This window comes from Gordonia sp. NB41Y (assembly GCF_030718915.1).
GTDB lineage: Bacteria > Actinomycetota > Actinomycetes > Mycobacteriales > Mycobacteriaceae > Gordonia > Gordonia desulfuricans.
In genome coordinates, this window is the sequence record NZ_CP132196.1 from 4,534,158 (window position 1) to 4,547,402 (window position 13,245).

Here is a 13,245-nt window from a genome sequence, read left to right on the forward strand (position 1 = left end):
AACTGTCATCACCTATTATTCGTCCATGGGACGTTGGGAGCCGGACACGCGCACCCGCATGGCGAGCGCGGCCGTCGAGCTGTTCGCCGAGCGAGGTTTCGATCAGACGACCGCCGGTGACATCGCCACGCGGGCCGGGGTCACCGAGCGCACCTTCTTCCGGCACTTCGCCGACAAGCGTGAAGTGTTGTTCGACGGGAGCAACACCCTGCAGGGCGTGGTGCTCGCGGCGATGGACTCATGCCCGCGGGGTCTACCGGGGATCGAGGTGGTGGCCACCGCATTCGCCGCGACGGCCGACTTCTTCGATGGACGTGTCGATTACGCGCTGCGGCGTGCTGCCGTGATCGACGCCAGTGGCAGCCTGCGCGAGCGGGAACTGCGCAAGCTCGACATGCTCGCCGACGCCGTGGCGGCACGTCTGGAGGAGCGGGGAACGCCCGCGGGGCCTGCCGCCGTGATCGCCGAGGTCGGGGTGGCGGTCTTCAAGGTCGCCTTTGCACAGTGGGTGTCCGCGGGTGCTGTGCGGTCGCTCGGCACCTATGTCGAGGACGCCGTCGCGGACCTGCGGTCTGCGATGTGAGACAAGGTGCGCGCGGCGTGCTGACAGGCGCGCGTCCCCTCGATGCGGCGCCGCCGGGGCGAGAGCGGTTCAGCGCCCCAGGAATCCGCCGAGCATGCCGCCGACACCGGCCTGATCACCGCTGCCGCTGCCGCCGATCATGCCGCGGCGGGGGAGTTCGGACGGTTGCACGACGACGAATCCGTGGCCGGCGAACGCCAGGGTGAACCGCTCACCGGTGCTGCGGCCGATCAGGGTGCCGAGGTTGAACGAGTCGTTGGACTTCACCGAGGTCTGCAGGCTCGACGACCAGGCCACGGCGGCCTGCGGGTCGGCGTAGGTGGCGGAGTCGACGTTGAGCACCACCGGCGATCCGTCGGTGGTGATCGCGATCCGGCCACGGCCGGTGAACACGCAGTTGAACATGCCGGCGTTGCTCATCGACCCGGCGCCGTGCACGCGCCGGACGTCGTAGTGCAGCGACGGGTCGAAGGCGAGCACGTTGGCACCGTTGATGGTCAGTCCGTCGGAACCGTCGAGATCGATCAGGTGCACCTCCGACGCGGCGTCGGCGAGGAACAGGTCGCCACGACCGGTCACCTTCATCAGCGGGACGCCCTCACCGGACATCGCCTGCCGCATCATGCGGCCGAACCCGCCCGAACCAAGGGCCTCGAACTTGAGGTCGCCCTGGTAGGCGACCATCGATCCCGCGCGGGCCATGATCTCGCCGTTGAGGCCCACCCGGCACATCTTGCTGCCCTGCTTCTGGATGCCGATCCCGTCGACCTCGGCGTGGCTGGGGGCGAACAGGTCACTGTGCATGGAGACTCCCGGAGGCGGTGAGACGGGTGCTGGGCGAACGGGCGCGGGGCCGCGGGGCGTGGGGGTGGGGCCGGGTGCACTCGACACGGAGGGGGTGGAGGCGGGTGACGTGGACACGGTCGGCGCCGGCCCGTGGGGTGTGGACGGTGCCGGGGTGGGTGTCGGTGGGGTGGGCGGCGGTGGCCACGGCTGGGGATCGGCCATCCGTGGCGAGTGGCCGGGCGGAGGGGGATCGTCCTCGACGTCGATTCCGAACGCTGTTGCCAGACCGGTCAACCCGGTGTCGTAACCCTGGCCGACGGCGCGGACCTTCCATGCGCCCGAGCGCCGGTAGATCTCGAGACAGACCACCGCGGACTCGCTCGTCAGCCCGGGTGGGGTGAAGCCCAGCGGCTCCCCGCCCGACGGTGAGCTGACCGACGCCTCGAGGGTGCCCGCGGTGGCGAAGGCGGTGGGTCCGGTGCCGTCGAGGCTCGCGGCGATCGCCACCGTCTCGATGTCGGCGGGCAGGCGGGCGGTGTCGACGGTGATCACGTCCACCGGTCCCTCGGAACGGTAGGAGACGCCGGGTCCGGAGGGCTGGTTGTAGAAGATGAAGTCGGCATCGGACCGGACGCGCCCGGCTGCGGTGAGCAGCACCGCCGATGTGTTCACCGGTGACACCGAGCGCACCGACACCGCCACGACGGTGCCGGGCAGCACGGTGTTCTCACCGGGTGCCAGTTGCCTCATGCCCACATCACGCACTCCATTGTGCCGAATTGCGAGCAGACGATCATTCGCGCGGCGTACGACGTCGGGCGGCCCGTCGCTGCGCCCGATTGGCGCCGAGTACGGTCCGCTGACCACGCACGAACCCTCCGTCGGCGCGCGGGACCCCCTTCACCGGCTGCTGCATCGGTCGCAGGGTGTATCCCGCCTCCCACGGGAAGGTGCCCAGCTCGTCGGCCCAGACCACCTGCAGCGCGGGCAGATCGGGGAACAACTCGTTGGAGATGAGCAGATCCGACTTGTCGACCACCTCGATCAGGCGGATCGGTGCATCGAACGTGCCGGTCAGATCGATGGCGACCTCGCGATCGACCAGCGCCTTCCCATCGTGGCGGTGCAACAGGTGGCCAAGGGTGTTGAGGACGACGGTGGCGGTCCGCGAGTCGAGTCCGTAGACCACGAGCTCGGGGATGTCGTGCAGCCCCAACCCGGAGGTGTAGGCGAACGCGCACAGCGGCGGCACACAGTCGGCGCGGCCGCACGTGCAGGCGTCACCGACCGCGGTCACCGCCCAGCCGGCCCGGCGGATGGTGTCGATGGTTCCACGGACCAGCGGGTCGGGATGCCACCGCGGAAGTCCGGCGATGGCAGCTGCGTGATCGGCCATGGGTCGCTCCTTTGTTCGAGGTGCCTCCATGACAGCACGGGGGTCCGACACGTTCGGGCCGGTGGCTGAGCGCGGTTCACACCCGTCGGACTGAGGATGGATCTCCGGGCCACCGATGCCTCGTGTCACACCTGTCGGACCGGTGCACCTCGCCGCGCGATCTCGACCACCTCGTCCTCGGTCGGCGGGCTGTGAGGATGGTGACTCAGACTCAAAGGTGTCGCGACCTTGGTGAAACGGCCACCGTCGACCGCGGCATAGAACGTGCCGGCAGGCAAGCGCCCGACGTCGGAGATCTGACTGCCCTTTCGCGCCGCGAGTTCTTTGGCGTTGTTGATCTGGGTCGGGTGGTTGAGCAGACCGATGAACTGGGTGGCCGCGTTGCCCGACACCCGGTTGCTGATCCCCGTCGGCGATTGCGTCGCGAAGATCATTCCCAAGCCGTACTTGCGTGCCTGGGAGGCGAGCGCGAGCGTACTGCTGGTGGCTGTTGTGGTGCCGGTCGCCGGCGCGAAGTTCTGGGCCTCGTCCATGACCAGTAGTCCGCCCAGCGGTCGGTCGGCAGCCGGGTGCTTCTTGATCCAGGCGAACAGTGCCATCTGCAGTTGTCCGACGAAGTTCGCTGCCGGTCCCTGTCCACCGAGCCCGGCCAGGTTGATCACCGAGACCCGCGCCCGGTAGCCCGGAGAGGGCGTAAGGAGCACGCCGGGGTCGGCGGGGGCGGCGTCGCCGCCGAATATGGGGTCGTTGGCCATCGATGCCTTCAGGTTCTCGGCGAGGTCGGCGGCGAGTTTGGGTGCATCGGACAGGTTGCTGACACTGTCCGGGAGTTCTTCCAACATCGCGATGAACCCCCGCATGCTGCTCCCGCCGCCACGCGCGAACGCGGCCATGGTCTGCCGGAGCACGGCTTCGTAGTGGGACGAACGATTCGAGCGCCCGGTGATCGCTTTGGGTGTCAGCGCGCCTACTGCGGAATCGACTGCGGCGTTGAACTCGTCGGTCCCCTCGGCCAGGGAGGGGAAGTCGGGCAGCGGTTGAAAACTGAGCGGTCGACCCGAGTTTCGTCCCGGCGTGAACACCACGACCTCGGTCTGGTCGAAATAGGTGTCGGCCAACGCACGATCTTCGGGCGCCCAGGGCCGGGGATCGTCCTCGGGCCAGGGAGTGCCCAGGCGCGAGAGGTCGTTGTTGATGTCCAGCACGATCGATGAAACACCTTGGAGCGCTGCCTCTTCGACGATCCTGCGGATGAGGACGGTCTTGCCGGAACCGGAGCCGGCGAAGATCGCGGCATGCTTGCGCAGCGCGAGGAGGGGGATGGTCAAGGGTTCGTCGTTCGTGACGCGTCGCCCGATCGTCAATACCCCGGACGCACCCGACGGCCGCAAGACGGGTGCGGCGGTCGGCGCTGGTGCGGCCTGCGCTGATGAAGGGGCCGGAGGCGTCGCCCGAGCGGCGTGTTCCGGATGGTGGTCTCGCGTCGGGGATGCAGGTGCAGGCGGGAACGAGGTCGAGGCCGGGGCGGGGTGGGAGTCCTCGGTCTCGCGCGTGAACCCGAGGATCACGGTCAGACAATCGATCTCGCCGGCGGGATGTCGAGCAGCGGTCCATTCCCGAAACATCGGTGCACCCTCGGACCGCATCTGGGTCAAGGCCATTAGACGCCGGATATCGTCCTCCGACCATGAGATGACTCGTCCGCCACGTGAGTTCAGCTCGTTGACCATCTGTGCGGTCTTCGGCCCGGAGGGCCAGTCGCTGCGGCGCAACACCACGAGGCTGCGTTCGATCCGGCCCAAGCTGAGGCCGGCGGCCGTTGTCGCAGCTGCGAGCTTTGTCTGGACCGAGCGTGCATGGGTTGCAGCGATCGCCCGGAAGCTCCACGACTGCTCGATGTCACGATGCTGATCGATGATCTGTCGGATCTTGGCGTGCAGTACCGGCTTCGATCCTGGCTTGGGATCCAGCTGCCAGTTCTCCGCTCCGTCAGGGAGCGCTTCGATCCAGGCGGCGAGCCCTGCCTGCAAGAGGGACGGCACCACCTGGTCTTCGGACTGGGGCACCAGGGCGGGAAGAGGGTCGACACTCTTGATGAGTTCTGCGTACCGGTGGTCGAGTGATGCGAATTCGGGCCGGTCGGAAATGTCGTTGGCGGGGGCGGCGGCAGAGTCCCGAGGAAGGACCCCATCAGCGGTCGATGTCCGGGCTGCCGCGGCGGCTGCGGCAGTGTCTTGGGTCGTCACCGTGCCGGCAAAGCTGGTGATCTCGTCGAAGACGTCTGTGCGTAACATCTTCCCGATCTGTCGATCGACGGTGATCATGAGCTCGCGTGGTGTGTAGTCGACGGCGTCGACAAAGGCCGTGTCGGTTACCGGCCATGTCGAGAACAGCGGCCGGAAATCAACCTCCGCGAATCCCCGAGCGAAGCGCTTGCTCAAGAGCAAGCGGCCGAAATCTGCCGATGTGGGGCGCTGCAGAGCGGGTGGCTGTCGGAAACGGTCCACTGCCGAACGCATCACATGGCTCTCGAGGTACTGCCACGCTGCGGTGATACACGAGACGACGGTCGCAGTGCGACTAAGGTTGTCGCGCAACGACATCAGGTCGTGCGCGAGCTGCTCGACGATGGACTTCTCCTCGCCGTGGGTGGCATTCTTGCCGGCCTCGATCAGGGTGTCGATCTGATCGACGGCAAGCACGGCGGCACCGTCGAAGGCGACGATTCGTGAGATGTTCTGGACGATCTCCTGATATCCCAATTGTGCGTTGCGGATTCCCCATTCGGCCAATTCCTGGGCGTCCTCGACATCGAGATGGAGAAAGGCCTCCCCCAGGTCGCGTGCGTCGAAATCGTCGGAAGCAGTGAGGACGAGTGCCCGAAGGATGTGTTGCGAGCGACGTCGATGACGGGGATGCCTCGAGTACACGCCGTGGACTAGTGCCTCGAGAGCTTTCGGCGTGAGGGGTGCGTCGCCTGTGACCGCACGGCGAGACGCGTCGTCCAGTTCGGCATCTTGTGCGAGACGATCGATCAGTTGGACCAGCTGCGAGCGATGCGTCGGGGTCGGACGAGCGAGGTCCTCGAGGATTGCGACCGTCGCAGACTTCCAGAAATTGGTGCCGTCGAGGAGCTTGACGAGAAAGAAATAGCCGCCGTCGGATTGGACCCGCTCACGGACCTGGCCGAGGAGATGCGTCTTGCCGGAGCCTGCCGGGCCCCGGACGGCGACACCGATCGGACTGCCCGACGCAGACCGCTTGGCATCGCCGTAGACGCGCATCACCTCGTCGAGGGTTTGTTCGTGGAGTCCGCCGACGTGCAGCGATGCGCCGGCACCCCACACGTCGTCGGGGGTATCGGCCCAGTCGAGTCGGATCGATTCGAGGGCGCGCCGAATATCGTTGTCCATCAGTCCTCCTCGAGGGAAAGCAGATGGCATGGTTGAGTACCGACCAGCACGGCCGCAGCACGCTCGGCGTCGGTCAGCAACGCCTGGTCCTCCTGCGGGATCAGGCTGACACCCGGTCGGCGCTGCAGCGTGACAAGTGCCGTGTCGAGGTCGGTTCGGACGATGCCGTCGAGAGCCGCGCGGATATCGCGAACGCTGACCAATGCACCGGGCCGCGGCGCGATTCGGTGATATGCCTCGATGACGCGCTCGATGAGGTCCCCCGGAGGTACTGCAGGGGTCGTGGGTTCGTTGTCGTCACCAGAGGCAGCGGTCGGTGTCGGCCGAGATTCCTCGACGTCATCACTGCGTCGAGGTCGGCCGAAAACCTCATGCAGGCGGAGATCCTCATCGCCAAGGTATCGACCCACAGCGTCGAGGACGGTGTACAGCGCGCGAATCGGCGGCAGCGACCGCGCGGGGGGACCATCGCGCAGTTCGGCCGCGCACCACACCCACCCGCGGTCGGTGAGGGTGTGGAACAACGCATTTCTTGCTCCCTTCCGCACCTCGATCAGGCCATGTCCGACGAGCACCGCGCGATCTGGCCTTTTCGGTTCGGGTGCCACCGCTTTGATCTCCGGCGTGGACATCTCCCGTGATTCGGCCATCAGCACAAACATCACTGCACTCTGGCTGGGCGTCAACTTCGGGTGGTCCACTGGTGCTCCCTGCTTCCTGTCGGGTGGTCGTCGTCGGTATGTCGGGCTTCGATCATCTCGCGGAGCTCTGCTGCTACGAGATCCGCGTCTGCGAGAACCTGCTCGTTGGTGTAGCGCAGCACCAGATAGCCATGGCGTTGCAGCATGTTGTCGCGCGCCCGATCCCGCGCGTACTTTCCGGGTCGGCGGTGGTCGGCCCCGTCGACCTCGACGACGATTCGCTCGGCTGTCCACATGAGATCGACGATGATGCTCGGGGTGAGTGGATCGAGGTCGTCCGGCGCACGATTCCACCGGCGATCCTGTGCCCAGCGTTGCCGACTGAGCGAGGCTTCCAGCGCCTGCTCGGCGGCGCTGTGTGGTGCTGGTGCGCCGGTTGGCCGTGATACCGACAAGACCGGCGGCGTTGTTTCGGTGTGCGCGGGCTCGGTGATGGCGGTTTGACTCGCCGTCGCATCCTGTTGGATGTCGGCTGCTGTCGATCGCAGCCGGAGAACGGGTACCCGCTCGACGGCGGGCAGAGCATCGTCGGTCAGCCACACGGTCAGCCGACCGTGGTAGGCCAGCCATTCGCACGCGGTCACGGCTGCGTGTTGCGCATCTGCAGACAGGTCACCACTTGCTCGGATCGCAAGCACCACGTCGGGCCGTCCATATGCGTGACGAAGTAGGTCGACCAGACCTGTGGCCCGGAGTTCGGCGGCGGGATGGCGCCGGGGCCGGGTGCCGGCCGCCGCCGAACGGGCCAGCTCGACGGTCACCGCAGGGCTCAATCTGCTCGACGAGCACAGTTCACGGGCAGCGGACTGGGCATCGGAGACATCCCAGAGCTGTCCAGGTGCGCCGCCAGGGAGCCACGAAGGGAACAACGCGATCAGAATGAGTTCGAGTGCGTCGAGGACCTCGGATGCCACGGCATGCGCCGAGCGGTCATCAGGCCCCCGATAGTCGAGTATCACCGGAAGGTCTGGTGCGACCTGATCCACGAGCTGGTCCAGAGCGTCCCCGGTGACGTCGTTCAGTCGGACGACATGCCCCGGACGGACTGCGGCACGGATCGGTGGCCGCGTCGCATCGTTCATCGAGCTGAATATATCCGTCGGCGCCGACGAATGAGACACGAGCGGATCCGGTGGAACGACGGAAGTGTCATCGCGTCCCTCGGATGGCAGATCTCTCACCGTGTCGGATCCGCGAGATCGCGTCAGGAGTCGAAGTGTGACCGGGGGGATGGCGACGAGTGAGATCACGGTCTCGGCGCCGACGAAAGGTTCGCCCGACGCCGACCCCGAATGCGGCATGAGACGAGCGCATCTCAGCCAGAGCTCGCGCTCGAGGCGATCTGCGATGCGGGTGCGGATCGCATGGTGTGGTGCACTCGACATGGGATTGCCTCGACGATCGTCGGTGTCCGACGATAGCGATGATCGGGACCAGCACGCACGGTCTGCGGCCTCGTATCCACGGCAGCAGCGACACCGTGGGCGCCGACTGCGCGGACAACCCCCGACCCGTCATCAAGATGACGGACTGCACGCCGCTGCACAAGTTGGTGTCGGCGAGCGAGAACGCAGCCTGGACCGCAATGGCGCACGCGCGTATGCCGGTCGGCCCGGGTTGGAGCCGCCCCGAGACTCGGGTTCGACAACGTTGCAACCTCGGCGTGGTGCTGATGAACACGCCGGCCAGGCTCGCCTGGCCACCGCGAACCCGTACGCATCGAGGTCTCAGAAGTGCTGTCCTGGCGAGCTTTTGGCCAAAAAGCCCGTACGAGCGACGAGGAGTTCACCCGGGGAGCGCAGATCTGGAGCTTGAGTCACGAACTCCCGCAGCACTTTTGCGGTCTCCTGGGGCGACGGAGCTCATCGGAAGTCCGTCAATGACGCTCACCCGATGCCCATCGACGTGGCTCCCTGGCCCTGTGTCTCGACGATCGGTCCTGCCCGTCAGCGAACCAGGCTCGTACTTGAGCCGGCGACCGCCGGTGGCGCCCTGAATATCGATACCTCTCCGCTACCGCTTCCGGGTCCGGAGGGTGAGATCACCGGTCGGGTGAACTCGTGACCGCGTGGACTGCCGCGACCAGAGCTTCTCGGTGGCCGGCGAGCCGTTCAGCGGAGCCGTCGGGTTCGGAGGCGAGTGTACGGAGCGCGGGGGAGGCGTTGGCCCACGATGTCGCGATCGCGACGACCAGTGCCAACAGGTCGGCCGGATCGCGTCGGTTGGTGATCACTCCGGCCTGTTGGGCCGCGGCGATGGCAGCGACCTTCGGTCGATAGGTTTCGATCTCGTCGCGACTGGCCTCGGGGCGTTCGAGCTGTGCCCACACGGTCAGTCGAAGCGTGCTCGGGTGTCGGAGAAGGTAGTCGAACAACCGCCCCGCGTAGTCGCCGAGGTCATCGGCCGTGAACGGGACCGTCTGTGCCATCTCCGACAACGCGTGGGTGACCACGACGTCGAACAACTCGGCCTTGTTGCCGAAATGTGCATAGATCGAGCGCTTGTTGGCTGCTGCGGACTCGGCGATCCGGTCCACCCGTGCACCGGCCAGCCCGAAGTGGGCGAACTCTTCGACACCCGCAGCGAGGATACGGGCCTTGGTAGCGGTCGCATCGGGCGGCACCCGATCACAATAACGCACCCTAACCAACCCTTTGTTGACGATCGGAGCTCATCGCGATACGTTCTGAACGAACTAGATAGTTACATTCCGGATCGGCCCCGTTGGACAGAGGTTTGCGATGAAGGCGATTGTGATGACAGGTGCCGGAGAACCCTGGCAGGTTCACGAGCTGCCGATCCCCACCATCGAGCCGGGCCAGGTACTGGTCAAGGTGCTTGCGTCGGGGATGTGCTACACCGACGTGTGGGCGACCGAGGGATACGGCGGCGACATCTATCCGCAGACTCCCGGGCACGAGGTCGTGGGGGAGATCGTCGACGTCGGTGCGGGAGTGCACGGGCGGCAGGTCGGGGATCGCGTGGGAACGACGTGGGTTCAGCAGGCGTGTGGTCGTTGCGACTACTGCTTGCAGAACCGGCCGTTGAGCGGCCAGACCGCAATGAACTGTGTGAGTCCTCGAACCACGGGCTTCGCAGCGCAGGGCGGGCACGCCGAGTACGTCGCGGTCGCTGCCGAAGGAACGGTCCTGCTGCCCGACGGACTGGACTACGTCGATGCCGCCCCGATGATGTGCGCCGGGTACACCACGTGGAGTGGTCTGCGGGATGCCGCGCTGCGGCCTCGGGAACGAATCGCGATCCTGGGTATCGGCGGGTTGGGGCACGTGGCCCTTCAGCTTGCTCACGCGACCGGATTCGAGACGATCGCCATCACCCATTCTCCGGACAAGCGTGACCTGGCCCGGGGACTCGGCGCCGACCACGTCGTCGCCAATGGCACCGAACTCCGCGACCTCGGCGGCGCGGATGTCCTGCTGGTCACCACGAATTCCTTCGATGCCGTCGAGGGAACCCTGGTGGGCCTACGCCCCAACGGCCGAGTGGTGGTCAGTGGGCTGGACTTCACACGGCCGTTTTCCATTCCCTCTGACGGAGTGCCGTTCCACATGATGCGCCACAGCGTCATCGGGTCCACACACGGCGGGCTGGACAAACTGAGCGAAGTCCTCGCGCTCGCCGGAACCGGTGCGGTCAAGCCCATCACCGAGCAATTCGGCCTGGACGACGCGGCCGAGGCGTACGACCGCCTGAAGTCGGGAAAGTTGCGCTTCCGCGGCGTCTTCACTCCCGCCGTTCGCTGACCTCCACCCGGTGACGACGGACCTGCCCGCCCGCCTCGAGTACGGGCATCCCTGTCCACATGTTGCACGAATATCGCTGACTCGCAAGGGTATCCACCAGATCCCCAGTGAACGTCAACATCCCGCGCCGTTCGACGAGAAACGTCGCGCTGATGCTCCCGCCGCATCGAGGTACTCGTTCCATCCAGATAGGACACCAGGGTGACCGACTCGTTGATTTCGTCGTCGAGCAGCCCGCGGTATATCGATCTTCGCCGATTGCACCAGTTCGTCATCGCCGTCGATTCCCCATCGCTACGCGTGGCGGCTGAACAGCTGTTCGTCACCCAGCAAGGGCTTTCCGCATCTCTCCGGCAGCTGGAGGCAGATCTCAATCTGGAGCTGTTCGTCCGAACGAATCGCACCCTTCGCGTATCGCCGGCAGGAGCGGAACTCTATCGACGTGCCCCCGCGTTGTTGGCGGGAGGACGGAGCGCGCTCACGGCAGTCCACCGAATCGTCGAGGAGGCACCACCGTTGTATGTCATCGGGCATACCCCGGATATCTGGCTCTTCCTAATTCAGAGTGCGCGCAGGCTTTCTGCGAGTTGGCCGGAGTGGATGAGCGACCGCAAGATGTAGTGGGTGAGGTTACGGAACCCGAGGGCGATGCCGCGCAGATGCTCGAGGCGCCCGTTGATGGCTTCGACTGGGCCGTTGGAGGCGCCGGTGTCGAAGTAGGCGAGGATCTCGGCCCGTCGTGACCACAACGAACGCCCGAGTTGGGCCAGCTCTGATAGTCCGGCGGGCACGCCGGTCTTGATCTTCTTGAGCAGCTTGTACATTGCGATCTTGCTGTCCCGCTTGGTGGGTTGCTCGTAGGCATCGATCAACTCCTGGTAGATCGCGTAGGTGACCGCAACGGCCACGTGCTCCTCGCGGGCATCGAGGCCGCCGCGCAGCCGAGTCTTCTGCTTGTCGGTGAGCAACCCGATCCGGGTCAACAAGGTGCGACGGATGCCGTAGAGCGGATCCCCGGATCGACCGCGATGCCCGCACGTATCTTGTTGCACGCGTTGACGACACAAGGTCAATTTCTCCGCTGCCAGATGCACGACGTGGAAGGGGTCCATCACCACACGCGCCTTGTCGAGGGCTTCGGCAGTGGCGGTGCGATACCCGGTGAACCCGTCCATCGTGACCACCCGAATCCGGTCGCGGAACCCCTGATCCCGCGCGCCGAGCCAGTCTTTGAGCGCGGCTTTGGAGCGGCCGGCGACCATATCCAGCAACCGGGCCGGGCCGGTTCCATCCACGATCGGGGTGAGATCGACCAGGACGGTCACGAAATTCGGATCACCCTTGCCGCGAACGTGTTTCCACTTGTGCTCATCGACCCCGAGGACCCGCACACCGGCCAACCGGGCCGGTGCAGCAGCCAGCTTCTTGACCGCGGCCAGGGCGAGGGTGTTGACGGTGTTCCAGCTCAACCCGACCGCAGCCGCGACGGCCTTCACACTCATCTTGTCGCTGATCATCGCTCGCATGATCCAGGTGGTGGTGCGGCGGGTGACCTGCGCCCTCGGCGCCACGATGGCGCTGATGTCGGCACGAAACACCGACGTCGTGCAGTCGGTGGTGGCACACACATAGCGCGGCACCGACAGGTGCAGCCGGGTCGGATGCCCGACGATGGGCAGATCGGCGACCTCACGGTCGACATGATCACGCAGCCGACCCGCCTGCCCGCACGTCGGGCAGGTGTTCTTCGGGTCCAGGAGCTGGCAAAACAAGTGGGTACGGTCCTCGCCGTCGATGGCGGCATCGGTGATCGTGACGCCGAGTTCGATCGTGCGGCAAATCGTGTCGGCAATAGCGCTACGCTGCGTCATGGGTCCTGTTGGTGTTCGGATTGGGTGTGTGAGAGCTTTCATCTTCACACCACAGGACCCGCCACGAGCCCAGCGGCTCACCACCGAATCGGACCTACATCTAGTGGACTCGCACACCCATTCGGGCACTCTCAATCAGGAAGAGCCGGATATCTCTGGTGAGGAAGTGCACCACATCCTTGCACCACATCTGCCTGCGCTCTCCGGACAACCGTTGCGGGTCGCCGAGGTCTATCCAGACCGAATCAGGCAGGAACTGCTCGAGGGACGCATCGACTTGGCGCTTCGGCGCACCATCGATCGTTCGCTCGACCTCGACTCCCGTGTGATCGCCTATCACACTCTGCGGCTGGCCGTTTCGTCCCGACACCCCTTGGCTGCGAGGTCTGTGGTCTCGATCGCCGACCTCGCGGACTTCCCGGTGGTGGTCGGCGAACCCGAGCACCGGTCTCTCTATACGGACTACCTGGTGGCACTCTGCCATCGCGAAGGATTTCAGCCGCAGCTCGTCACCAACCCGATCGAAGGCACTCCACCCAGCACGATCATCGCGTCGAGCACCACGAAATGCGCATTCGTCACCGACCCGACCGGACTCACCTACGGCGGGCGGCTCCAAGTGATCGACTTCGACGACCCGCCGAAGGTGCCGGTGCAGGCCGTGTGGTTGCCGCATACGGCATCCCCGGTCCGCGACCGGCTGGTGAAGGACGCGGCAGACTGATCCCCGA

11 protein-coding genes are annotated in these 13,245 nt (G+C 65.9%); 4 read left to right on the top strand and 7 right to left on the bottom strand.

Features of this window, described 5'->3' with window-relative positions; translation table 11 throughout:
• The first annotated feature begins 25 nt into the window (after positions 1 to 25).
• Positions 26 to 583: a TetR family transcriptional regulator gene (locus tag Q9K23_RS19500; protein WP_053777897.1), complete on the top strand. Its 558-nt coding sequence runs from the start codon at positions 26 to 28 to the stop codon at positions 581 to 583.
• Positions 584 to 652: 69 nt separating this feature from the next.
• On the opposite strand, the gene Q9K23_RS19505 is transcribed toward Q9K23_RS19500, so the two are convergent.
• From Q9K23_RS19505 to Q9K23_RS19530, 6 genes are all read right to left on the bottom strand, one after another.
• A complete protein-coding gene (locus tag Q9K23_RS19505) occupies positions 653 to 2,119 on the bottom strand; it encodes an AIM24 family protein (RefSeq protein WP_053777938.1) in 1,467 nt (488 codons plus the stop codon).
• Between the two features lie 43 nt (positions 2,120 to 2,162).
• Positions 2,163 to 2,765 (bottom strand): DUF4262 domain-containing protein, encoded by a 603-nt coding sequence (locus Q9K23_RS19510; RefSeq protein ID WP_020790434.1) that lies wholly within the window; start codon positions 2,763 to 2,765, stop codon positions 2,163 to 2,165.
• A 125-nt stretch (positions 2,766 to 2,890) separates the two neighbouring features.
• Positions 2,891 to 6,049 carry a DUF87 domain-containing protein gene (locus Q9K23_RS19515; protein WP_305950560.1) on the bottom strand — a complete coding sequence of 1,053 codons (3,159 nt, stop codon included), beginning with the start codon at positions 6,047 to 6,049 and terminating at the stop codon, positions 2,891 to 2,893.
• 128 nt (positions 6,050 to 6,177) lie between these two features.
• Positions 6,178 to 6,840 carry a MarR family transcriptional regulator gene (locus tag Q9K23_RS19520; RefSeq protein ID WP_202927216.1) on the bottom strand — a complete coding sequence of 221 codons (663 nt, stop codon included), beginning with the start codon at positions 6,838 to 6,840 and terminating at the stop codon, positions 6,178 to 6,180.
• 20 nt (positions 6,841 to 6,860) lie between these two features.
• Positions 6,861 to 8,000: a DUF559 domain-containing protein gene (locus tag Q9K23_RS19525; protein WP_305950247.1), complete on the bottom strand. Its 1,140-nt coding sequence runs from the start codon at positions 7,998 to 8,000 to the stop codon at positions 6,861 to 6,863.
• Between the two features lie 920 nt (positions 8,001 to 8,920).
• The gene (locus Q9K23_RS19530) at positions 8,921 to 9,502 is read right to left on the bottom strand and encodes a TetR family transcriptional regulator (protein ID WP_020789494.1); all 582 of its coding nucleotides are present in this window, start codon (positions 9,500 to 9,502) and stop codon (positions 8,921 to 8,923) included.
• Between the two features lie 133 nt (positions 9,503 to 9,635).
• Here Q9K23_RS19530 and Q9K23_RS19535 point away from each other — a divergent pair, with 133 nt between their 5' ends.
• Together Q9K23_RS19535 and Q9K23_RS19540 are read left to right on the top strand one after the other, a co-directional pair.
• On the top strand, positions 9,636 to 10,643 hold the full coding sequence (locus tag Q9K23_RS19535; RefSeq protein ID WP_238404007.1) for an alcohol dehydrogenase catalytic domain-containing protein: 1,008 nt from the start codon (positions 9,636 to 9,638) through the stop codon (positions 10,641 to 10,643).
• A gap of 201 nt (positions 10,644 to 10,844) precedes the next feature.
• A complete protein-coding gene (locus Q9K23_RS19540) occupies positions 10,845 to 11,264 on the top strand; it encodes a LysR family transcriptional regulator (RefSeq protein WP_082365980.1) in 420 nt (139 codons plus the stop codon).
• On the opposite strand, the gene Q9K23_RS19545 is transcribed toward Q9K23_RS19540, so the two are convergent.
• Positions 11,204 to 12,514 (bottom strand): ISL3 family transposase, encoded by a 1,311-nt coding sequence (locus Q9K23_RS19545; RefSeq protein ID WP_305950137.1) that lies wholly within the window; start codon positions 12,512 to 12,514, stop codon positions 11,204 to 11,206. The genes Q9K23_RS19540 and Q9K23_RS19545 overlap by 61 nt on opposite strands.
• A 103-nt stretch (positions 12,515 to 12,617) precedes the next feature.
• On the opposite strand from Q9K23_RS19545, the gene Q9K23_RS19550 reads away from it, so the two are divergent.
• Complete coding sequence (locus tag Q9K23_RS19550; RefSeq protein WP_160319581.1) at positions 12,618 to 13,238, top strand: LysR substrate-binding domain-containing protein; 621 nt, start codon at positions 12,618 to 12,620, stop codon at positions 13,236 to 13,238.
• The last annotated feature ends 7 nt before the right edge of the window (positions 13,239 to 13,245 follow it).

Excerpts from the sequence above, each read along its gene's own strand:
- Q9K23_RS19510 (WP_020790434.1), bottom strand. The coding sequence starts at position 2,765 with ATGGCCGATCACGCAGCTGCCATCGCCGGACTTCCGCGGTGGCATCCC.
- Q9K23_RS19545 (WP_305950137.1), bottom strand. The coding sequence starts at position 12,514 with ATGACGCAGCGTAGCGCTATTGCCGACACGATTTGCCGCACGATCGAA.
- Q9K23_RS19500 (WP_053777897.1), top strand. The coding sequence starts at position 26 with ATGGGACGTTGGGAGCCGGACACGCGCACCCGCATGGCGAGCGCGGCC.
- Q9K23_RS19535 (WP_238404007.1), top strand. The coding sequence starts at position 9,636 with ATGACAGGTGCCGGAGAACCCTGGCAGGTTCACGAGCTGCCGATCCCC.
- Q9K23_RS19505 (WP_053777938.1), bottom strand. The coding sequence starts at position 2,119 with ATGAGGCAACTGGCACCCGGTGAGAACACCGTGCTGCCCGGCACCGTC.
- Q9K23_RS19515 (WP_305950560.1), bottom strand. The coding sequence starts at position 6,049 with ATGCGCGTCTACGGCGATGCCAAGCGGTCTGCGTCGGGCAGTCCGATC.
- Q9K23_RS19520 (WP_202927216.1), bottom strand. The coding sequence starts at position 6,840 with ATGTTTGTGCTGATGGCCGAATCACGGGAGATGTCCACGCCGGAGATC.